The organism is Marinobacter sp. L-80 (assembly GCF_056859395.1).
The window spans coordinates 247,218-267,094 of sequence record NZ_JBSXOI010000077.1 but is presented as its reverse complement, the minus strand read 5'-3'; the positions used below and the strand labels follow the sequence as shown (position 1 = coordinate 267,094).

Genomic DNA, 19,877 nt, shown 5'->3' with positions numbered 1-19,877 from the left:
ACTACCTCAATCGTTTACTGCAAACGCGTTTGTTATCGGGCCGTTATGATTACCAGCCTTCCAGTTTCGGGCACTCTGTGGCCCGGTAGCTCTTGTCCCGATAACAGACACCGGGTTCAGTGGTTCGGGCAGTGAAAATTTCCCCTGCCGCTGTGGTCAGGCGTACCTGTCCGTAGGGCTCGCCATGACGGAATGTCGCTTCGATCGAGCTGCCGTTGGGATTCTTCAGCAAGCCCTTACCGTGGAACTTTCCTTCAATGTATTCGCCCTCGTATTTCTTGCCGCTGGCGAAGACCTCTGCCCCGGTGCCATGGAAGGCGCCGTTGGAAAATTCGCCTTCGTAATGGCGACCGTCGGGGTAGGTGAGTGTGCCGGTGCCATGAAATTCGTCGTTCCGGAAGCCGCCGACGTAGAGCATGCCATCCGCGGTGGTCAGGGAACCGTGGCCATTAAGCTGTCCGTCCTTCCAGTGGCCGGTCAGTATGTCGCCGTTTGCCAGTGTAAGCGTGCCTTTGCCGTTAAACTGGTTGTCCCGGAATTCGCCGGAATAGCGCGAGCCGTCGGCACTGCGCCATTCACCGTCGCCCTCGCGGTTGCCTGCAGACCAGCCTCCCTCGTAACGGCCACCGTCGGGATACCACGCGGTGCCCTGGCCGTGGAATTCACCATCCACGAAATGCCCCTCGTAGCGCAGTCCATCGTTGTCCTGGTAGGTGCCATCACCGGTCTTCACGCCACCGATCCAGATCCCGTCACGGAAATTCACCGTGGTCAGAGCCTCCAGTTCGCCCACCAGAGTCACCTCATTGCCGGCTTTCAGGGCAATGGAGCGGTTCCAGGGTTTGAAACCTGGCTTGGTGATGGTGACCTCGTAGCGGCCCGGGTCCAGCTCAAGATCCAGGCGGGTCGCGCCATATTCCTTGCCGTTGATGGTGACCTGATCGCCGACAACGTTTGAGCGTAGTACCAGCAGCGCCTGCGTCGGTGGCTGGGGTTCCTGCTGTTTTTCCGGTTGTTGCGGATTTGCCGGGGCGGTGTCTGTTCTCGTTGCCAATACCGATGGCGGTTCAGCTACCGCCAGAACCTCCGGGTTCTCCGGCATGGATGGCACGGTAAACGGAGTGGCTTCCACCACGGGTGGGCGCGACTCCCAGGCAGCCTGTTTGGTTCTGGCGGATGCCTCCGGAACAGGCTCTGGGGCCGGCTCGGGCTCGGTAGTAATAGAGGCAACAGCTTGATCCGTCGAGGGTGGTTCGAAGGCTTCTGTTATCTGAAGGTCATCCCGAACCGAGGCAAACCCGGCGGTTACCAGCAGCATGAGCGCCAGGGCATTGACGAACAGAAGCGGTCTGAAATCGACCATGACGGAACCTCTTGATCCTGCATTCTTGGAATTCTGTCTACCGGTTCATCTTACCCAGTGAGTGCAACGCTATGTAACAGAAAGTGACGGGGAGTTACCGAGAATGCAGGCCAAATCACACTTTATCCGGAAGCTGATCATGGTTGAGCTGCTCCCATGATCTCATGTACACGTCGGCTTCGTATTGATAAGGCGATTTGAAAGGGGTTAGCACGAAATCGAAGACGAGAAAGAAAAACCCGATAGAAGCCCACGCGATGGCCAGGGTGCTAATGGTCGTTGCCTGTACCTCCGGGTTCGAGTCGACGAAATTCTGTAACACCGGAATCAGATCCGATGCCATCGCAACCGGGTTGAAGCTGGCCATCACCAGTGGCACCCAGAAGGCGATGAAGATCGGGAAGAATCCGAATGACCAGAGCAATCGGCGGAGCAGATAAAGGGCAACTTCCCGCCAGAAGCGCTGTCTGACTTCCGGTACTTTCCGGATCCGCTCGAGGTACCGCCGACGTTCTGCCCAGTAGGCGGCTACTTCCGGGGCCTCAACGGCCTTTGATTGAGGTGCAGGTGTTGTCATGTACGGCGCGGTACCCTATAGCTTCTGGAGTGATGCATGATAAGCGATACTACGTGTTACCCTACAATTCTCCAATTGTTTAAAGACAGGATAGTTTGAATGGCTGCAGTGATCGACAACGCAACTCATCCGGCCTTTGAGAAACTTCGCAGTCACCGGATCGATACACTCAATCTCGAGGTCGAGGAGTATCGTCACAAGAAGACTGGCGCCCGCCATCTGCATCTGGCAGCCGACAACGACGAAAACGTGTTTTTCGTTGCCCTGCGTACCTTCCCGATGGATTCCACCGGGGTGGCGCATATTCTGGAACACACGGCATTGTGTGGCAGCGAGCGTTTCCCGGTTCGTGATCCGTTCTTCATGATGATTCGGCGGTCACTGAACACGTTCATGAACGCTTTCACCAGCAGCGACTGGACGGCCTATCCCTTCGCCAGCATAAACCGAAAGGATTTCGACAACCTTCTGTCGGTTTACCTGGATTGTGTATTTTTCTCCAAGCTCGATCCGCTGGATTTTGCGCAGGAAGGTCATCGCCTTGAGTTCGATAAGCCGGAAGATCCGTCCACCGACCTGGTTTATCGGGGTGTTGTCTACAACGAGATGAAAGGCGCCATGAGTTCGCCCACGTCCCAGCTGTGGCAGAACCTCAGCAGCCACCTTTTCCCGACCACGACCTATCACTACAACAGCGGTGGCGAGCCCGACCACATCGTGGATCTGAGCTACGACGACCTGCTGCAGTTCTACCGCCACCACTATCACCCCAGCAACGCGATATTTGCCACCTACGGCGATATCCCGGCTCATGAGCATCATGAGAAGTTTGAAGAGCTGGCGCTGAAACGGTTCGACCGGCTGGACATCGATCTTCCGGTTCGCGACGAGAAGCGCATGTTCGCCCCGGTCAGGGTAGAGCAGGGCTATGCGGTCAACGAAGGCGAGGGGACCGACAACAAGACTCACATCGTTGTGGGCTGGTTGCTGGGCCACAGTTTTGATTTGCAGGAGAACCTGGAGGGTCAACTGCTCTCTGCGGTACTGCTGGAAAACAGTGCCTCACCACTGATGCGAGCCCTGGAAACCACGGATCTTGGTCATGCACCTTCGCCCATGTGTGGTCTGGAAGACTCCAACCGTGAAATGACCTTTGTTTGCGGCATCGAAGGCAGCGAGCCGGACAAGCACAAGGATCTGGAAGCCCTGCTCGAGTCCACGCTGCTCAAGGTCGTGGAGGAGGGCGTCAGCCAGGAACGTCTGGAAGCCATCCTGCATCAGCTCGAACTGCACCAGCGGGAAATTGCTGGTGACCAGTTCCCGTACGGCCTGCAGCTGATCATGAGTGCCATTGCACCCATGGTGCACGGCGGTGATCCGGTTGAATTGCTGGATCTGGAGCCGGTCCTGGCAACGCTCCGGGAGAAAATCCGGGACCCGCAATACGTGCCGGATCTGATCCGCCGCAAGCTTCTTGAGAACCCGCACCGGGTCACCCTGACCCTGCGGCCGGATGAAAAGCTCGAGTCCCGCCGGCAGGAAGCCATCCGTGAAGCGCTGGCCCGTCGCAAGGCCGAGCTTACCGATGACGAGGTCCGGATGATTGTCGACCGGGCCAGGGCGCTGGAAGAACGCCAGATGCAGAAGGACGATGACTCCATTCTGCCAAAGGTGGATCTGTCAGACGTGCCTCTGCAGATGCCAGAGCCGGAAGGGCGTTATGACGGCGACATTTCGGCAACCGTTTATGCCCGTGGTACCAACGGTCTGGTTTACGAGCAGATTGTTGTCCCGGTGCCGGCGCTGACCGAAGAGGAGCTGCTTCTGGTGCCTTACTACACCACGCTGATTTCCGAAGTGGGTTGTGGTGATCTGGACTACCTGCAAATGCAGGATCGTATCTCTGCGGAGTCTGGTGGTATCGGCGCAGCGTTCAGCGCCAAAGGCCGGATTGATGACGTTCAGGCGCTGTCCGGTTACATCATCTTCAACGGCAAGGCTCTGGCCCGTAATCGCAGTGAGTTGACCCGTCTTCTACGGGATGTCTACACCAGTGCCCGCTTCGATGAGAAAGAGCGAATCCGGGAGATCATTGCGCAGATCCGGGCCCGTCGCGAGCAGGCCGTAACCGGCAGTGGCCATGCACTGGCCATGGGCGCGGCTTCACAGGGTATGAGTCCGGGTGCCTGGCTTTCTTTCCGGCTGGGTGGTCTTGCCGGTATTCGCGGCACCAAGCAGCTCGATCAGGCCCTGAAGGATCCAGAGGAATTGACGGCGCTCTGTGACAAGCTTTCTGCATTGCACGAGAAAATCGGCAAGCAGGGTCGGGAGTTCCTGGTGATTGGTGAAGAGGATCAGCTCCCGGCGATGGTTGATGATCTGAAATCCTGCTGGCGTGATGCCTCTGGAGCGGGCATTGCAGGCTGGAAAATGGAACCGGTCAATTACACTACCCGTGAGGCGTGGCTGACTTCTACCCAGGTTAACTTCTGCTCCAAGGCCTACAGCACTGTCGCTGTGGATCATCCCGATGCGGCGGCACTGACCGTGCTGGGTGGTTTCTTGCGTAACGGTTATCTGCACCGAGCCATTCGGGAGAAGGGTGGCGCTTACGGTGGCGGCGCCGGGCAGGACAGCGTGAATGGCACGTTCCGGTTCTTCTCCTACCGTGATCCGCGCCTGGAGGAAACGCTGGACGATTTCGACGCGGCCCTTGCGTGGCTTCAGGACAATGACCACGACTATCAGGAGCTTGAAGAGTCGATTCTTGGTGTAATTGGTCAACTCGACAGGCCCAGATCGCCTGCGGGCGCTGCTCGCCATGCTTTTCACAACAAGCTGTTTGGGCGAAGTCCGGAGCAGCGTGCCAGGTTCCGGGAGCGGGTGCTGTCCGTCACCCTGGACGACCTGAAGCGTGTGGCCAGAACCTGGCTGGTGCCGGAGAAAGCCAGTACGGCCGTGGTAACCAGTCCGGAAAACCGGGCCAGGGCCGAGAAGCTTGGCCTGAACATTCAGGAACTGTAAAGCCAAAACAAAAGAGGCCAGATGAAGTGTTCATCTGGCCTCTTTTTGGTCTGGCCCCTTTCTTATTCTGCCCCGATGACGCCCTCCAGCCGTCTGTACCCCTAGCGTTGGCGCTTCAGACCGGTTGTCACCATGATTCGGGTGGAGATCTCCTCAACCGAATAGGCGGTGGTATTCAGGTACGGAATCCGCTCACGCCGATACATCAACTCGATTTCCTCGATCTCGTGCATGCACTGCTTGATGGATGAGTAGCGAGAGTTTGGCTTGCGTTCGTTGCGGATGGTTGCCAGCCGCTCCGGCTCGATAGTCAGCCCGAAAATTTTCTCTTTATAGGGTTTCAGGGCTTTCGGGATCTGCTGGTCTGCCAGGTCTTCTTCGGTAATCGGATAGTTTGCCGCTTTCACGCCATACTGCAGCGCCAGATAGAGACAGGTGGGGGTTTTCCCGCTTCGGGAGGCGCCAACGAGGATCAGGTCTGCTTCGTCGTAATGCCGGGTGCGTGCGCCATCGTCATTATCCAGCGCGAAATTGACGGCATTGATCCGGCGTTCATAGCTGCCTTCATTGTTGATGGCATGGGATTTACCGACGGTATAGGAAGAGGAAGACTGGAGTTCCTGTTCCAGGGGGCTGAGAAACGTACCGAAGATGTCCACCATGAAACCCTCGGCGGTGGCGATGATTTCCCGGATATCGCTGTTTACAATGGTGTCGAACACCAGCGGCCGTGCGCCGTCTGTCTCGGCCGCCTTGTTGATCCGTTTGACCATTTCCCGGGCTTTTTCTTCGTCCGCAATGTAGGGAACAGTAACCCGTTCAAACTCGATCTTTTCGAACTGGGCCAGAAGGCTGTGCCCGAGAGCCTCGGCTGTCAGGCCGGTGCCATCAGAAATGAAAAAAGCAGTGCGTTTCATGCTGTATTGTCCGGTTCCTTGGTTCTTGATTCCTGGCTCGGTGGCCTAGGTAATTTCCGCAGGTTACAGTATCATACACGCCAAGTTCGAGACTCCGCAGTGGATATTGTCTGCTTTTACCGCTTGATACCGCTGGCCCGATTTTGCTCTTAGCTTCACAGACTCAAGGGAGACATGCTTTGGAAGATTACATTATCTGGTTTGATCACCTGGGAATGTCCGATGTCGATCGGGTAGGCGGCAAGAACGCCTCACTCGGCGAAATGATCAGTAATCTCGCCAACGCAGGTGTTACCGTTCCAGGTGGCTTTGCCACAACAGCGCACGCCTATCGCGAATTCCTCGCTACTGACGGACTGAAAGAGCGTATCGACAACGCTCTCGATGCTCTGGACATCAACGACGTCAACGAACTGGCCCGGGTTGGTGCCCAGATCCGTCAATGGATCATTGAAACGCCATTTCCGGATGTCCTGGAGAACGCCTTGAAGGAATCGTTCGCCACCCTGCAGGATGGCAACGAACACATGGCGGTTGCGGTACGTTCCTCTGCAACGGCGGAAGATCTCCCGGATGCCTCCTTTGCAGGCCAGCAGGAAACCTTCCTGAACGTGGTGGGGCTGCAACAGGTGCGTACCTCGGTCAAGGAAGTGTTTGCGTCGCTGTTCAATGACCGCGCTATTTCCTACCGCGTCCACCACGGCTTTGACCACAAGATGGTCGCGCTCTCAGCTGGTATCCAGAAAATGGTGCGCAGTGAGACGGCGGCCAGTGGCGTTATGTTCACCCTGGACACAGAATCCGGCTTCCGTGACGTGGTATTTGTAACTGCCTCTTACGGTCTGGGTGAGACCGTCGTTCAGGGTGCAGTAAACCCTGATGAATTCTACGTACACAAGCCTACTCTCGAAGCCAGTCGGCCGGCCGTCCTGCGTCGCAATCTGGGCAGCAAGGCCATCAAGATGGTCTACCATACCAAGCCCGGTGAAGGTGAATTCGTTGAAACAGTGAAGGTGGAGCAGGAAGACCGCAACCGCTTCTGCATCACTGACGCCGAGGTGGAAGACCTGGCACGCCAGGCGATGATTATCGAGAAGCACTACCAGCGCCCGATGGACATCGAGTGGGCCAAAGATGGTGATGACGGCAAGATCTACATCGTTCAGGCGCGCCCTGAGACGGTGAAAAGCCGTGCGTCTGCCAATGTGATGGAGCGCTACCTGCTTAAAGAAACCGGCAAGGTGCTGGTGGAAGGCCGGAGCATCGGCCACAAGATCGGCAGTGGCCCGGTGAAGATCATCACCAGCATCAAGGAAATGGACCGGGTGCAGGCCGGCGATGTGTTGGTTACCGACATGACCGACCCGGATTGGGAGCCGGTGATGAAAAGGGCTTCCGCCATTGTTACCGACCGCGGTGGTCGTACCTGCCACGCGGCCATTATTGCCCGCGAGCTGGGCATTCCGGCCGTGGTCGGATGCGGCGATGCCACGGAGTTGCTGACCGACGCACAGGAAGTGACCGTCTCCTGCGCCGAGGGCGATACCGGCATGATCTACGAGGGCTCCCTGGATTTCGAGCTGCGGGAAAATACCGTGGACTCCATGCCGAACATCCCGTTCAAGATCATGATGAACGTCGGCAACCCAGACCGGGCTTTTGATTTCCAGGCGTTGCCGAATGAAGGTGTTGGTTTGGCACGGCTTGAGTTCATTATTAACCGGATGATCGGTGTTCATCCCAAGGCACTGCTGAACTTTGATGGACTGCCCCGGGATATCAAGCAGACCGTTGAGAAACGAATCTCCGGTTACAGCTCGCCGGTGGATTTCTATGTCGACAAGCTGGTTGAGGGCATCTCTACCCTGGCAGCGGCGTTCGCGCCCAAGAAAGTGATCGTGCGGTTGTCGGACTTCAAATCCAACGAATACGCCAACCTGATCGGCGGCACTCTGTACGAGCCGGATGAAGAAAACCCGATGCTCGGTTTCCGGGGTGCATCGCGCTATATCTCCGATACCTTCCGGGACTGCTTTGAGCTGGAATGCCGTGCCCTGAAAAAGGTGCGTAACGAGATGGGGCTGACCAATGTGGAAGTGATGGTCCCGTTCGTGCGTACCGTGGGTGAAGCGGAACAGGTAGTGAACCTGCTGGCGGAGAACGGGCTCAAGCGTGGTGACAACGGTCTTCGGGTCATCATGATGTGTGAGTTGCCGGCCAATGCCCTGCTGGCGGATCAGTTCCTGGAGCACTTTGACGGCTTCTCCATCGGCTCCAACGATCTGACTCAGCTGACCCTGGGTCTGGACCGGGATTCGGGCATCATCGCGCACCTCTTCGATGAGCGGAACGATGCGGTCAAGGCGCTGCTTTCCAACGCCATTCAGGCGTGCAAGAAGGCCGGCAAATACATCGGTATCTGCGGGCAGGGGCCATCGGATCATCCGGATCTCGCCAAGTGGCTGATGGATCAGGGCATTGATACGGTGTCACTGAACCCCGATTCGGTACTGGACACCTGGTTCTTCCTGGCCGACGAAAAAATCGACTGAGTTTATTTCCAGGATAAGGAGAGCGACAACGTGACGACGATAATTACCCCGGACCTGTGTGACGAATTTCCGGAAGTGCTGGTTGTAGAGCCCGGCTTCAATAACTACGGTGGCAACAAGGCATTTGGCGGTGAGATTGTGACCGTGAAGTGTTTTGAAGATAACTCTGTGGTGAAAGAGCAGGTTGGCCAGCCCGGGAACGGTCGCGTGATGGTCGTGGATGGTGGCGCTTCAAAGCGCCATGCGCTATTGGGCGACATGCTCGCGGAGAAGGCTGCGAGCAACGGCTGGGCGGGCCTGATCATCTATGGTTGCGTGCGCGACGTGGATGAGATTGGCAACACCGCCCTGGGTGTGCAGGCCCTTGGCACCCATCCGAGAAAGAGTGAAAAGCGTGGCCTGGGCGACCTGAATGTGCCGGTCACCTTCCACGGCGTTACCTTCCATCCCGGACACTACGTCTACGCCGACAACAACGGCATCATTGTTTCTGAGAAGCCTCTGGTTTGAGGCTTTTCGAGGCAGAGACAAAAACGGCGGCCAATGGCCGCCGTTTTTCGTTCAGCGAGTGACTTCGCTGATATTCGTTCCAAGGAGGAACCCGTCTCCTTCCGGTTCGCAGCGAATGACTTCGCAGACAGTCTCCAGCGGCGGAAACTGATCACTGCTGGAGTGAAGAACCGTGTGAAGTTCCTCGCCAACGTTCACGGCCTGCTCAACGTAGAGTTGCATGCCGGTCGCGCTCAGATCACGGCAGATCCCTTTGAAGCGGTTGCCCTGGCTGTCGCTGATCTCAATCTCCGAGTTCACCTGCATACGGTGGAAATCGCGTTTCTCCGAATAATCCTTCATGGCATCAGGCCCAGTTGTCGGTTTTTCTTGTTGGTTTGAGCATTGGAATGATCAGTGCCAGCAAAACGCCACCGAGAACGAGGCCCGCGCCCAGCAACATGAAATCGTATTCCTTGCTGGCTTCCAGACGTTCGTTTTCAGCCGTGAGCACTTCAAGGTCGTTGCGAATCTTCTGGTTCTCTTCCCGCAGCTCGCGGTTTCGACGTTCCAGATTGATGGAATCGGCGGCGATACTCTTGATCCGCTGAAGCTCTTCCTGGAGCTCCTGTGAACGGTCAGAAAGCGAGGCTTCGGAGCTTTCCAGCGCGTTGCGCTCAGTGACGACGTTAGACAGCTGCTCTTTTACCTGGGCGAGTTCAGCGCGCGTTTCTTCCAACTGACGGTTGGCCGTACGCAGGCGATCTGCAGCAATGGGTGTCTCGCTCAGGTATTGACTGGAAACCCAGCCCTCGGTGCCCTTGGGAGTGCGAACGAGGGTGTATCCGGAATCGGAGGCCTCGATGACTTCCAGCGGCGTGCCACTGGGAACCGCGTTTTCAATGATTCGGAACTGGGAACCTGCGCCTGACCTCACTGGCAGGTACAACTGGTCGTCAACCCAGACAGTCTTTGCCTGGGCAACAGCAATGGAGGACACTGCGAACAACACACTGATTGCTAGACGAAAAAGCGTCACTGGTTACGTTCCCTGAAATTCTGCGGTTGAAATCTGAGTCTGATTAAAAGCGCAATTTTGTCACAGATGCCCCGCCGTGCAAGCGTGCCATCATTACAATAAACTCATGGGCCCCCAAGGCCCGCTCACGGGAGGACGGCTTTGAAAGGCTTTACCACAACCTTGTCATAAACGCCTGCCTCCACATAAGGGTCGGCATCCGCCCAGGCCTGGGCCGCTTCCAGAGAGTCAAATTCCGCGATTACCAGACTACCGGTAAAGCCGGCATCGCCGGGCTCTGGAGTATCCAGCGCCGGATGAGGGCCAGCGACAAGTAATCGGCCCTCGGCTTTCAGGGCCTGAAGCCGGTCGATGTGAGCCGGACGCGCAGACTGGCGCAACGGCAGGCTGTTCTCGACATCTTCACTGATAATGGCGTAGTACATTCAGCTCTCCGAACAGGTTTTCAAAGACAGGATAGTTGATCAGACAATCAGCGGTCGTGTCGTGCAAGGGTTGGCTGGTACACTGTTAAACCCTGGCAAGCCGCCAGTTATCTGAAGATTCAGGATATTTTGTGACTATACCGCAAGACCCGCATTTGTGCATTGATCTGCATTGCCACAGCACGGCTTCCGATGGCGCGCTATCACCGGCGGCACTGGTCGAGCGCGCTGCCGGTCGGGGGGTTACCCACCTGGCCCTTACTGACCACGACACGATCGCTGGCCTTGCCGAAGCCGAGGCGGCTGCGCAGGCGCAGGGTATCATCCTGATTCCCGGGGTTGAGCTTTCCTGCCTCTGGAAAAGCCGGACCATCCACATCGTCGGTCTGGATTTTGATCCCGGGCAGGCCGGTTTCAGGCAGGCGCTGGAGCAGCAGAACGAGAATCGCTGGGCTCGTGCCCGCATGATCGCGGACCGCCTGGGTAAGCTTGGTGTTGATGGCCTTCTCGATAAGGCCTCCGAGGCTGCCGGTGGCGACGTGCCTGGACGGCCACATTTTGCACAGGTTCTGACAGAGGCTGGCGTTGTTCGCAATGCTGCCCAGGCATTCAAGCGATATCTGGGTAACGGTAAGCCCGGTGATGTAAAAGCTTTCTGGCCGGAGCTTCCAGAAGTCGTGCGCTGGATCACCGAGGCAGGTGGCGTTGCGGTTCTTGCCCATCCCCGAAAATACCAGCTTACGGCAACCAAACTCAGGGAGCTGACCGCGGATTTCCGAAGGGCAGGGGGGCAGGCAATTGAAGTGTCCACTTCAGGTCAATCCAGTGGTGATCTGGGGTTTCTTGCAGAGCTTTGTCGGAAAGAGAAATTGCTGGCATCCCAGGGCAGTGATTTTCACTTTCCCGGCGCTCCCTGGTGTGAGCTTGGCCGCATCATGAAAATGCCAGACGGGCTTGAGCCGGTCTGGCATTCGTTCAGACAACCTGTTCCGGGTGCGGCGCCGCCTTAATCCGGCGCATGGAACAGCAGGTACAGATCCGTCAGTGAGTCCGGGATGGCGTCGGCCATCTGCCGGGATAGCTTTTCACTGTTGCGAACCTTCTGGAAGTCCTCGTCATCGAACAGTCCTGAGAGTGTCAGCATAGGCACCATCAGGTCCGCCGCTTCTTCTTCGCTGGCTGCTTCGAGCCACTCTTCTTCGTGTTCCAGAAAGGTGTCCACGAACCCGGCGCACCAGTTTTCCAGCGCGTTCATGGGGTCGCCATCCTCCGGCTCCGGCAGTTCCAGAGACTGCCCCATGTCCAGGGAGTGGGCCATGTCATTGGCCAGCTGGGTCGAGCAGCGCCTGAACACCTCGGGAATCCCGGTGTCGGGCACCTGATCGGTGCCCGTGGCGAGGCGGAAGATTTCTTCCGCGCTCAGTTCAGCCGGGCCGACGACGCTGGCGCAGACCACCCCATGGAAACCGAAGAAATCCAGGGCTTCATCGCCCCAGGGCTCGGCAAAGAGGATGTCTTCCAGCGCTTCTATGTCGGAGTTCGATAGCATCAGTTAGTTACTCCCGGCCTTTTTGGCCTCTTCCGCGGCCTTCTGGCGCTTGCGGACTTCTCTTGGATCATTGTAAGCGCGGCCCGGTGTTACAGGAACGTCGACTGCCGGGGCATCGGCAGGCGTGTCCTTGGCTGTTGCCTCCGGAGCGGAAGGCGTCTCTTCCTTCACTGGCTCTGCGGTTTTGGGCTCAACTTTTTCGGGCTCGGCTTTCTTGGGCTCGGCCTTTTCGGGGCTGGCCTGCGCTGCTTCAGGCTGCTTTGGCTCCGGTTGAGCCTCGGGAGCCTTACGCTCTGGTGCTACCTTCTCCTCCGCTGGCTTTTCAGCCTTCTCGGGTTGTGGTGCCTCCTCCGGTTCTGCCTTGGCGGCTGGCGCTTCCTTGGGCTTCGCCGGCTGCTTCTTCGCCCGCGGCGCTTGTTCGCCGTCGGCTGTGGCCCTGGACTCCGGCTTTGGCCTCGGAGCTGCCTCTTTTTTCTCGGGAGCCTGGTCAGTCACCGGCGTTGGCTCATCAGTGGCCGCGGTGCTCTTGGCAGGCTCTTTGTCTGTGGCTGCGCCTTGCGCCTGCCCGGTAACGTTTTCGCTCTTTTCCTCAGGCTTCTCAAGGGGTTCGGAGCTTTGTTCAGCCTTGGCGGGCTCGGCTTTTTCAGGTTTCGCTTGGACAGCTTCCTGCTTTTCAACCGGGCTCTCTGCGGCGGGTTTTGTTTCCGCTGCCGGTTTCGCTTCCGGCTTGCTCTCCGACGGCGCTTTGTCTGCGGATGCCTTCTCGGGCTTCTGCTCTTTTGCCGGTTCTTTCTGAGCAGCTTCCGGTTTCGGTGCTTCGCTGGCTGCCGGCGCAGTCTCGGCCCTTGTTTCGGGCTTGTCAGACGCTTTGTTGACTGTTTCCTTTACCTGCTCGGCTTTCACCTCGGGCTTGGCATCGTCACGACCGTTTTCCGGCTGCGTGTCCTTCTGATGCTTCTCGCTACGAGCGGCTTTTCGATCAGCCGGAGCGGACGCCGGTGCATCAGACGGAGAGCCGTCGCGGTTGCGCTGGCGACGTGGCTTTCTGCGTTTCTCTTCTGAACCGGTCTTGTCCGCTGGACCGGACTTGGCTGCATTATCCTGCTGGCCCTGATCCTTCTGGTCCTTCTGCTCGCGATTATCCTTCGGGTCGCGCTGGGGCCTGTTGCGGCCGCGGCCCTGGTTGTCGCGACGGTTGTCACGACGATTTTCAGAGCCTTTGTTATCGGCGCTCTTGTTGTCGCCTCCGCGATTATCCTGGCCTTTGTTTTCGGATGCCTGGCGATTCTGGTTGCCACGGTTCTGGTCGTCGTTGCGGTTGCGGCCGCGGCCACGGTTGTCGTCACCACGGCCCTGCTGGCCGCCCTGGCGACGTTCGTTGCCACTGCGGTTGCCACCTGCACGCTGGTCATCACCGCGGGCTACCCGGGATTTGCGACGGTCCTGACGGCCCTGGTTGCGACGATCTTCGCGCTGGCTCTGGCTCTGCTCGCGATTCTCGACTTTCTGTTCTTCCTCGCCACTAAAGAAACCAGCGATCTTGCGTCCCAGCCGGCGGAAGAGGCCTTCTTCCTGTTCAGTGGTTTCATCAGCCTTCGGTGCGGCCGGGGCAGGCGCGGGTGCGGGTGCGCTCGGCCGGATCGCTTTTACCGCAGCCTGCTCGCGTACCGGCTTCTCAGGGGTGGGCGCCTCGAAGATTTCTTCTTCACGCTCGCTGTACTCCTGGGCCACCTGATGGCTGGAAATGTGCTCGGGCGTTGTTTCATCCTGACGCATCCGGATGATTTCGAAATGCGGTGTCTCCATATGAGGAACCGGCACCACGACAACGCTCACTTCCTGGCGGGCTTCAATGTCGGCCAGCTGCTTGCGCTTCTCGTTGAGCAGGAAAGTGGCGACGGAAACCGGCACAACGGCTCGTACTTCGCCGGTCTTGTCCTTTGACGATTCCTCGTAGATCAGGCGCATGATGCTCAGGGCGAGGGACTCGATGCCACGAATGGTGCCCTGACCTTCACATCGGGGGCACACTTCGCTGCGTGTCTCTCCCAGGGAGGGGCGCAGGCGCTGACGGGACATTTCCAGCAGGCCGAAGCGGGAGATCTTGCCCACCTGAACCCGGGCCCGGTCGATTTCCAGGGCCTCACGCATCTTCTGTTCAACTTCCCGCTGATGCTTCGCAGGCGTCATGTCGATAAAGTCGATGACAATCAGACCGCCCATGTCACGCAGGCGCAACTGACGGGCGATTTCCTCTGCCGCTTCCAGGTTGGTCTGGAGCGCGGTTTCCTCGATATCCTGGCCTTTCGTGGCGCGGGAAGAGTTGATGTCGATGGAAACCAGGGCCTCGGTCGGATCAATCACGATGGAGCCGCCGGAGGGCAGTTTCACTTCCCGCTGGAAGGCGGTCTCGATTTGGCCTTCGATCTGGTACCGGCTGAACAGCGGGATTTCATCCTTGTACAGCTTGATCTTGTTTTCGAAGGTGGGCATGACTGCACGCACGAAATTCAGGACGTCCTCATAGACGCCATTAGCGTCAATCAGAACCTCGCCGATGTCCTGGCGAAGGTAGTCACGGACCGCACGGATGATAACGTTGCTTTCCTGGTGAATCAGGAAGGGTGCCTTGCGCTCGCCGGCGGCCTGAGTGATGGCCTCCCAGAATTGCACCAGGTAGTCCAGATCCCACTGGAGTTCTTCAGTGGTACGGCCGATGCCGGCGGTACGAACGATGATGCCCATGGATTTCGGCACCTGAACATCGTTCATCGCTTCTTTGAGCTGCGCCCGCTCATCGCCCTCAATGCGACGGGAGATGCCGCCGGCACGGGGGTTGTTGGGCATGAGTACCAGATAGCGACCTGCCAGGGAGATAAACGTGGTCAGGGCTGCGCCCTTATTGCCACGCTCTTCCTTGTCGACCTGCACAATTACTTCTTGGCCTTCGGAAACAACGTCCTTGATGTTGATTTTGCCTTCGATCTGGCCGGGCGACTTCTTGAAGTATTCCTTGGAAATTTCCTTCAACGGCAGAAAGCCGTGGCGCTCGGCGCCGAAATCCACAAACGCGGCCTCGAGACTGGGCTCGACCCGGGTAATGCGGCCCTTGTAGATATTGGCTTTCTTTTGCTCGCGGGAGCTGGATTCGATATCAAGGTCGAATAGACGCTGGCCGTCAACCAGGGCGACGCGCAACTCTTCGGGATGAGTTGCATTGATAAGCATTCTTTTCATGGAAAGAAAGAGTTCCTGTCGTTTGATTTGACAGAAAACCGGAGGGGATCGCATCAGCGAAGCAGGATGTGCGTGCCGCGGGCCCTGTTACATCAAGGGCGGACCGGCGGCCAGACGAATCAGACCCTTCTGGGGTTTGATCCTTTCGGTCTGAGACCAACGCCGACGATCCGGCTGCCTGTGGGCAGGGAGAGGTCGTGTAAGGTTCGTGTCTGTTGACGCATGTTATCCGTTTTCAGGTTCACTCAGGTGCCTGGGTCTCACGTCGTATTCGTATGCTGGACGGCCCGGCCCTGGGTGGCAGTGATTCTTCGCGATGTCGCCCGCGGTTTTCCGCGCGGTTTTTCTCTCTCCCGGGTACAGGATGCAGCCTTTCGAAGATCTGTCCTGGTCCTCCGGGAGCATTTCTCTCGCCGTTCCCGGTAGTGATTGGGTGCACGGCGTTCAAACTCTCGAATAGTGTCGGTATACTTCTGCCGCTCCGGCTTCTGACTTGAGTTGGTCAGGCCGTAGACAAACGGCAAAGCACGCCGGAATATAACAGTATTCATGCAGCCGTTCAATCCTGCAGTCACTCCAGTAGCCAAGGAACTTCATGTCTCGAAAGTCTGCGAGCAGAAAGCCAGCCCAAACGCGGCCCGAGAGGGCAAAAAAAACCAGCAGGGCCGGCAGTGAGAGTCAGGCTGTTCGTGGAGAAGTCCGTCAGGGCGTCCAGTGGGTTACCGTGGACGAAGACAACGATGGTCAAAGGGTGGATAACTTCCTTCTTGCCCAGCTTCGCGGTGTGCCCAAGAGCATTATTTATCGTGTCATCCGCAAGGGCGAGGTTCGGGTCAATAAAGGACGGGTCAAGCCTGATTCCCGGGTGAGAACTGGTGATCAGGTGCGTATCCCACCGATCACCCGAAAGGAAAAGCCGGATCAGGTGGCGCCCGGCTCCCGGGTGCAGGGCGTGATGGAATCCGCGGTTGTTTTCGAGAACGAGCAGATGCTGGTGGTCAACAAACCGTCCGGTATCGCCGTACACGGCGGCAGCGGCCTGAGTTTCGGGTTGATCGAGGTGCTTCGTTCCGCTCGCCCGAACGCAAAGTTTCTGGAGCTCGTTCATCGTCTGGATCGGGATACGTCCGGACTGATCATGGTGGCCAAGAAGCGGTCGGCGCTTCGGTATCTTCAGGATGAGCTGCGGCAGAAACGAATCCGCAAGCATTACCATGCGCTGGTCGCCGGCGACTGGCCGGCCAGCGTTGACCGGGTGGATGTGCCTCTGCTGCGCTACGAGATGCCCAATGGCGAGCGTCGGGTGAAAGTTGACGCTGCCGGCAAGGCCTCGCTGACGACATTCCGCTGCCTCGAGCATTACGCGGGCTACAGCCTTGTCGAGGCGTCGCCAATTACCGGTCGTACGCACCAGATCCGCGTGCACAGCGCCTGGGCCGGTCATCCGATTGCGGGTGACGACAAGTATATGGATGATGTCAGCCTCAAGGCGTTCCGGTCCATTGGCGGGCAACGGCTGATGCTGCATGCGCGGGCCCTGGAGTTTACCTTGCCGGTCTCGGGTGAGGCTATGCGCCTTGAGGCGCCTTACGACGATGCATTCAATGACGTGCTCAGGAAACTTTCCGGGCGTCTTAAAGGAAACGACCAATGAACGTCAGAGTAGTAATTTTTGACTGGGACGGGACCCTGGTGGACTCGGTTGAGCATATTGCTGACAGCCTGCATCAGGCGGCAACCGAGCTGGGCTTTCCCGCCCTGGAGCGTGAGGCGTACCGGGATATTATCGGGCTTGGCATGGTCGAGGCGTTGGAGAAGCTTTATCCCGGTATTAGTCGGGAAGAAATGAACAGGATTCGCGACGGATACGGGCGCTATTTCTTCAGCAAGGTGACAACGCCGCAAAACGTGTTTGACGGTATGGCCGACGTGGTCGCAGATCTGCGAGGATCCGGTCGCAGTTGTTCTGTGGCAACCGGCAAGAGTCGGCGCGGCCTGGACTTTGCGCTGGCTTCCAGCGGTCTTGGCGACCACTTCGAGATCACCCGTTGTGCCGATGAGACACGCTCCAAGCCCGATCCCGCCATGCTTGAAGAGATTCTTCGTTTCTATCGCATTGAGCCCGAGGAAGCGGTGATGATTGGCGATACCCGATACGATCTTGATATGGCCCGGCGTATCGGCATGCCCTCCATCGGCGTTGAGTGGGGTGTGCACAAGCGGGATGTGTTGGGTGAATATTCGCCCCATGCCATTGTTGAATCCGTGCCAGACCTCCGGCGGGTGCTGGGGCTGTAAACAGACCGAATTCATTGACGTTGCTGACAGGATGCGCACATGAGTGACTGGGAATCTGACAAGTCTGCCGATTGGGGTGACAAACCGGTGGAGCCTGAAAAAGAAAGTAAGCCGTTGTTCGGGCGCAAGTCACCGAAGCTTCCGCCCGAGTCCGGACGTGACTGGAAGCTCATCGAAAAACTCGTCATGTCGCTGCAGTCTGAGCAGCGCAAGAGCCGGCGCTGGGGTATCTTTTTCAAGTTCCTGACGTTTGGTTACCTGATTGCCTTGCTGTTTTTGATCAAGTTTCCCCTGGGCGATTCACTGGAGGGTGTAACCGGCAAGCACACGGCTCTGGTAGAAATAAACGGTCCGATCGCTGCCGACGAACTGGCCAGTGCAGACAATATTGTAGGTTCTCTGCGAACAGCCTTCGAAGAGCCAAACTCGGTAGCAGTGATTCTGCGCATCAACAGCCCGGGTGGCAGCCCGGTGCAGTCCGGGTATGTCTACGATGAGATCAAGCGCCTGCGGGAGGAATATCCCGAGAAAAAGGTCTACGCCGTGATCTCGGATATCGGCGCTTCAGGGGCCTATTACATTGCTGCGGCCGCGGATGAAATCTACGCCAATCGGGCCAGCCTTGTCGGCTCGATTGGGGTGGTGGCCGGTGGTTTCGGCTTTACCGAGGTTATGGAGAAGATCGGCGTGGATCGCCGTCTCTACACGGCCGGCGAGAACAAGGCGTTTCTTGATCCGTTTTCGCCGGAGCAGGAAGAGGAAGTCACGTTCTGGCAGAGTGTCCTCGAAAACACCCACCAGCAGTTTATCGAGGCGGTCAAGCAAGGGCGTGGTGACCGCCTGGCGGATGATGAGCGCCTGTTCAGCGGGCTGGTCTGGAGCGGCGAGCAGGCCGTTGAGCTTGGCCTGGCTGATGGGCTCGGCAGCGCATCACACGTTGCTCGGCAGATCATAGGTCAGGAGGAACTGGTGGACTACAGCCGTCGCAAATCACCGTTCCAGGATATTGTTGATCAGCTTGGTGTCGCCTTTGGCGAGGGTTTCGCCAGTCAACTGGTCGAGTCCCGGCTCGAGCTTCGGTAATGCCTTATGAGGCAGGCCGGTTTTCCAGCAGGGGATTCCGGCCCCATTGCCTCAGCAGATCGTTCAGGGCAATAAGGGGGAGGCCCACCAGGCTGTTCGGGTCCCGGCCGTCAAGGGCCTCGAACAGAGTAATGCCGAGGCCTTCCATCTTGAAGCTGCCGGCGCAGTCGTAAGGTTTCTCCCGCAATAGGTAGGCCTCTATCTCCTCATCAGCCAGTTCCCGGAACCTGACGTTAAACGGCTCGCAAAGGCTGTCGATTTTGCCGGAATCGGAGTCGAGCAGCGCCAGGCCTGTAAGAAATAGTACCCTGTGACCACTGCTCTGGCGTAACTGCTCTGTCGCCATTTCGTGGTTGCCGGGCTTGCTCAGTACCGAGCCGTCGGGCAGGCAGGCGACCTGGTCCGAGCCGATGATCCAGTGGCCGGGGAACCGGTCCGCCAATTCGCGGGCCTTGCTCTCGGCCAGACGTGTCGCCAGGGCCTCGCCGGTCTCGCCTTGATAGGGTGATTCGTCGATATCCGGGCTTGCGCAGGTGAACGGCAAGCCAAGCCGCTCCAGGAGCGCTCTCCGGTACGGTGATGAAGACGCCAGTAAAAGCGGTTTTGGGGGCATTGATCGAGTCCTTTAAGTACCTGGCCAGTGCATCTGTTGTGCGATTATCGTAAATTACACCTATCTGCACTGGAACCCCCGTGAAAAAGCAACGAAGTCTTTGACAGCGGCCGGCTGCGCCCCTAAAATTGCGCGCCTATGTCAAACGCGTCCAACGCCGAGTTGCCCAAATCTGTTGATCCTTACCGGTTAGCGGAACATAACAGCACACTGGAGGGAGTGATTCCCATCAGCGGGCTTGGCCGTTTTCGGGAATCCGTTCTCGGGTTTTCGGAAGGCGCTGCGTGCCGGGTCAAACTGTCTTTTTTTATGGATGGTGAGCGTCGTCGCGTTGTTTCGGGCGAGCTGGCGGCCCCGGTTGATCTGGAGTGTCAGCGGTGCATGGGCGCCATGAGCGTGACTCTGGTCTCCGAGTTCAAGCTGGGTCTTGTTACCAGTGACGAGCAGGCGCAACAGCTGCCGAAAGAACTCGAGCCGTTTTTGACCGATGATTTTACGGCGGACCTCTGGTCGATGGTGGAAGACGAGCTGTTGCTGGTTTTGCCACCGTTTCCGCTTCACGAACGGGACCAGTGTCCTGCCCGGGAAGATTTGGAAGCCTACGAGCCTGACAGCTCCGGGGCAGAGCCGGTGAGAAAGTCGGGTGAGAATCCGTTCAGTGTCCTGGCGGATCTCAAGAAGACAAAGCATTAACCGGGCGTGGGTCGTCCC

General features: G+C 57.9%; 17 protein-coding genes. 8 read left to right on the top strand and 9 right to left on the bottom strand.

Features of this window, described 5'->3' with window-relative positions:
• Positions 1-49: 49 nt before the first annotated feature.
• Together AC13E3_RS20765 and AC13E3_RS20760 are read right to left on the bottom strand one after the other, a co-directional pair.
• Positions 50-1,363: an MORN repeat-containing protein gene (locus AC13E3_RS20765; RefSeq protein WP_482902457.1), complete on the bottom strand. Its 1,314-nt coding sequence runs from the start codon at positions 1,361-1,363 to the stop codon at positions 50-52.
• A gap of 115 nt (positions 1,364-1,478) precedes the next feature.
• The gene (locus AC13E3_RS20760; protein WP_008175027.1) at positions 1,479-1,940 is read right to left on the bottom strand and encodes a hypothetical protein; all 462 of its coding nucleotides are present in this window, start codon (positions 1,938-1,940) and stop codon (positions 1,479-1,481) included.
• Positions 1,941-2,039: 99 nt separating this feature from the next.
• On the opposite strand from AC13E3_RS20760, the gene AC13E3_RS20755 reads away from it, so the two are divergent.
• On the top strand, positions 2,040-4,964 hold the full coding sequence (locus AC13E3_RS20755) for an insulinase family protein (RefSeq protein WP_008175025.1): 2,925 nt from the start codon (positions 2,040-2,042) through the stop codon (positions 4,962-4,964).
• Between the two features lie 101 nt (positions 4,965-5,065).
• Here AC13E3_RS20755 and ppsR read toward each other — a convergent pair whose 3' ends face one another.
• Positions 5,066-5,881, bottom strand: coding sequence for a posphoenolpyruvate synthetase regulatory kinase/phosphorylase PpsR (ppsR, locus tag AC13E3_RS20750; protein WP_008174940.1), 816 nt, complete (start codon positions 5,879-5,881; stop codon positions 5,066-5,068).
• 215 nt (positions 5,882-6,096) lie between these two features.
• On the opposite strand from ppsR, the gene ppsA reads away from it, so the two are divergent.
• The gene (ppsA, locus tag AC13E3_RS20745) at positions 6,097-8,433 is read left to right on the top strand and encodes a phosphoenolpyruvate synthase (protein WP_410796000.1); all 2,337 of its coding nucleotides are present in this window, start codon (positions 6,097-6,099) and stop codon (positions 8,431-8,433) included.
• A 30-nt stretch (positions 8,434-8,463) separates the two neighbouring features.
• Positions 8,464-8,943 (top strand): ribonuclease E activity regulator RraA, encoded by a 480-nt coding sequence (gene rraA, locus AC13E3_RS20740; RefSeq protein ID WP_008174943.1) that lies wholly within the window; start codon positions 8,464-8,466, stop codon positions 8,941-8,943.
• Positions 8,944-8,994: 51 nt separating this feature from the next.
• Here rraA and AC13E3_RS20735 read toward each other — a convergent pair whose 3' ends face one another.
• The 3 genes from AC13E3_RS20735 to AC13E3_RS20725 all read right to left on the bottom strand — a co-directional run bounded on the left by AC13E3_RS20735 (position 8,995) and on the right by AC13E3_RS20725 (position 10,386).
• Complete coding sequence (locus tag AC13E3_RS20735) at positions 8,995-9,285, bottom strand: PilZ domain-containing protein (protein ID WP_008174945.1); 291 nt, start codon at positions 9,283-9,285, stop codon at positions 8,995-8,997.
• A gap of 4 nt (positions 9,286-9,289) precedes the next feature.
• On the bottom strand, positions 9,290-9,961 hold the full coding sequence (locus tag AC13E3_RS20730; RefSeq protein ID WP_039882073.1) for a TIGR04211 family SH3 domain-containing protein: 672 nt from the start codon (positions 9,959-9,961) through the stop codon (positions 9,290-9,292).
• Between the two features lie 125 nt (positions 9,962-10,086).
• Positions 10,087-10,386, bottom strand: a complete 300-nt coding sequence (locus AC13E3_RS20725; protein WP_008174948.1) for a YciI family protein — start codon at positions 10,384-10,386, stop codon at positions 10,087-10,089.
• 131 nt (positions 10,387-10,517) lie between these two features.
• On the opposite strand from AC13E3_RS20725, the gene AC13E3_RS20720 reads away from it, so the two are divergent.
• Entirely contained in the window at positions 10,518-11,396 is an 879-nt protein-coding gene (locus AC13E3_RS20720; RefSeq protein WP_039882074.1) for a PHP domain-containing protein, read from the top strand.
• Here AC13E3_RS20720 and AC13E3_RS20715 read toward each other — a convergent pair.
• Both AC13E3_RS20715 and rne read right to left on the bottom strand, forming a co-directional pair.
• Positions 11,393-11,935 carry a YecA/YgfB family protein gene (locus AC13E3_RS20715; protein WP_008174953.1) on the bottom strand — a complete coding sequence of 181 codons (543 nt, stop codon included), beginning with the start codon at positions 11,933-11,935 and terminating at the stop codon, positions 11,393-11,395. The two genes, AC13E3_RS20720 and AC13E3_RS20715, sit on opposite strands and share 4 nt — an antisense overlap.
• Positions 11,936-11,938: 3 nt before the next feature.
• Positions 11,939-15,172, bottom strand: a complete 3,234-nt coding sequence (rne, locus tag AC13E3_RS20710; protein WP_092029911.1) for a ribonuclease E — start codon at positions 15,170-15,172, stop codon at positions 11,939-11,941.
• Between the two features lie 595 nt (positions 15,173-15,767).
• On the opposite strand from rne, the gene rluC reads away from it, so the two are divergent.
• Genes rluC through AC13E3_RS20695 form a run of 3 tightly spaced genes read left to right on the top strand, consistent with a single transcriptional unit; the run spans position 15,768 to position 18,553 of the window.
• Positions 15,768-16,826 (top strand): 23S rRNA pseudouridine(955/2504/2580) synthase RluC, encoded by a 1,059-nt coding sequence (gene rluC / locus AC13E3_RS20705; RefSeq protein ID WP_092029910.1) that lies wholly within the window; start codon positions 15,768-15,770, stop codon positions 16,824-16,826.
• The gene (locus AC13E3_RS20700) at positions 16,823-17,470 is read left to right on the top strand and encodes an HAD family hydrolase (protein ID WP_053112398.1); all 648 of its coding nucleotides are present in this window, start codon (positions 16,823-16,825) and stop codon (positions 17,468-17,470) included. The genes rluC and AC13E3_RS20700 overlap by 4 nt, the downstream gene beginning before the upstream one ends.
• A gap of 39 nt (positions 17,471-17,509) precedes the next feature.
• Positions 17,510-18,553, top strand: a complete 1,044-nt coding sequence (locus tag AC13E3_RS20695; protein WP_092029908.1) for a S49 family peptidase — start codon at positions 17,510-17,512, stop codon at positions 18,551-18,553.
• 4 nt (positions 18,554-18,557) lie between these two features.
• On the opposite strand, the gene AC13E3_RS20690 is transcribed toward AC13E3_RS20695, so the two are convergent.
• The gene (locus AC13E3_RS20690) at positions 18,558-19,166 is read right to left on the bottom strand and encodes a Maf family protein (protein ID WP_092029906.1); all 609 of its coding nucleotides are present in this window, start codon (positions 19,164-19,166) and stop codon (positions 18,558-18,560) included.
• Positions 19,167-19,304: 138 nt separating this feature from the next.
• On the opposite strand from AC13E3_RS20690, the gene AC13E3_RS20685 reads away from it, so the two are divergent.
• On the top strand, positions 19,305-19,859 hold the full coding sequence (locus AC13E3_RS20685; protein WP_008174965.1) for a YceD family protein: 555 nt from the start codon (positions 19,305-19,307) through the stop codon (positions 19,857-19,859).
• The last annotated feature ends 18 nt before the right edge of the window (positions 19,860-19,877 follow it).

Excerpts from the sequence above, each read along its gene's own strand:
- AC13E3_RS20765 (WP_482902457.1), bottom strand. The coding sequence starts at position 1,363 with ATGGTCGATTTCAGACCGCTTCTGTTCGTCAATGCCCTGGCGCTCATG.
- AC13E3_RS20760 (WP_008175027.1), bottom strand. The coding sequence starts at position 1,940 with ATGACAACACCTGCACCTCAATCAAAGGCCGTTGAGGCCCCGGAAGTA.
- AC13E3_RS20755 (WP_008175025.1), top strand. The coding sequence starts at position 2,040 with ATGGCTGCAGTGATCGACAACGCAACTCATCCGGCCTTTGAGAAACTT.
- ppsR (WP_008174940.1), bottom strand. The coding sequence starts at position 5,881 with ATGAAACGCACTGCTTTTTTCATTTCTGATGGCACCGGCCTGACAGCC.
- ppsA (WP_410796000.1), top strand. The coding sequence starts at position 6,097 with ATGTCCGATGTCGATCGGGTAGGCGGCAAGAACGCCTCACTCGGCGAA.
- AC13E3_RS20735 (WP_008174945.1), bottom strand. The coding sequence starts at position 9,285 with ATGAAGGATTATTCGGAGAAACGCGATTTCCACCGTATGCAGGTGAAC.
- AC13E3_RS20725 (WP_008174948.1), bottom strand. The coding sequence starts at position 10,386 with ATGTACTACGCCATTATCAGTGAAGATGTCGAGAACAGCCTGCCGTTG.
- AC13E3_RS20715 (WP_008174953.1), bottom strand. The coding sequence starts at position 11,935 with ATGCTATCGAACTCCGACATAGAAGCGCTGGAAGACATCCTCTTTGCC.
- rne (WP_092029911.1), bottom strand. The coding sequence starts at position 15,172 with ATGAAAAGAATGCTTATCAATGCAACTCATCCCGAAGAGTTGCGCGTC.
- rluC (WP_092029910.1), top strand. The coding sequence starts at position 15,768 with ATGTCTCGAAAGTCTGCGAGCAGAAAGCCAGCCCAAACGCGGCCCGAG.
- AC13E3_RS20700 (WP_053112398.1), top strand. The coding sequence starts at position 16,823 with ATGAACGTCAGAGTAGTAATTTTTGACTGGGACGGGACCCTGGTGGAC.
- AC13E3_RS20695 (WP_092029908.1), top strand. The coding sequence starts at position 17,510 with ATGAGTGACTGGGAATCTGACAAGTCTGCCGATTGGGGTGACAAACCG.
- AC13E3_RS20690 (WP_092029906.1), bottom strand. The coding sequence starts at position 19,166 with ATGCCCCCAAAACCGCTTTTACTGGCGTCTTCATCACCGTACCGGAGA.
- AC13E3_RS20685 (WP_008174965.1), top strand. The coding sequence starts at position 19,305 with ATGTCAAACGCGTCCAACGCCGAGTTGCCCAAATCTGTTGATCCTTAC.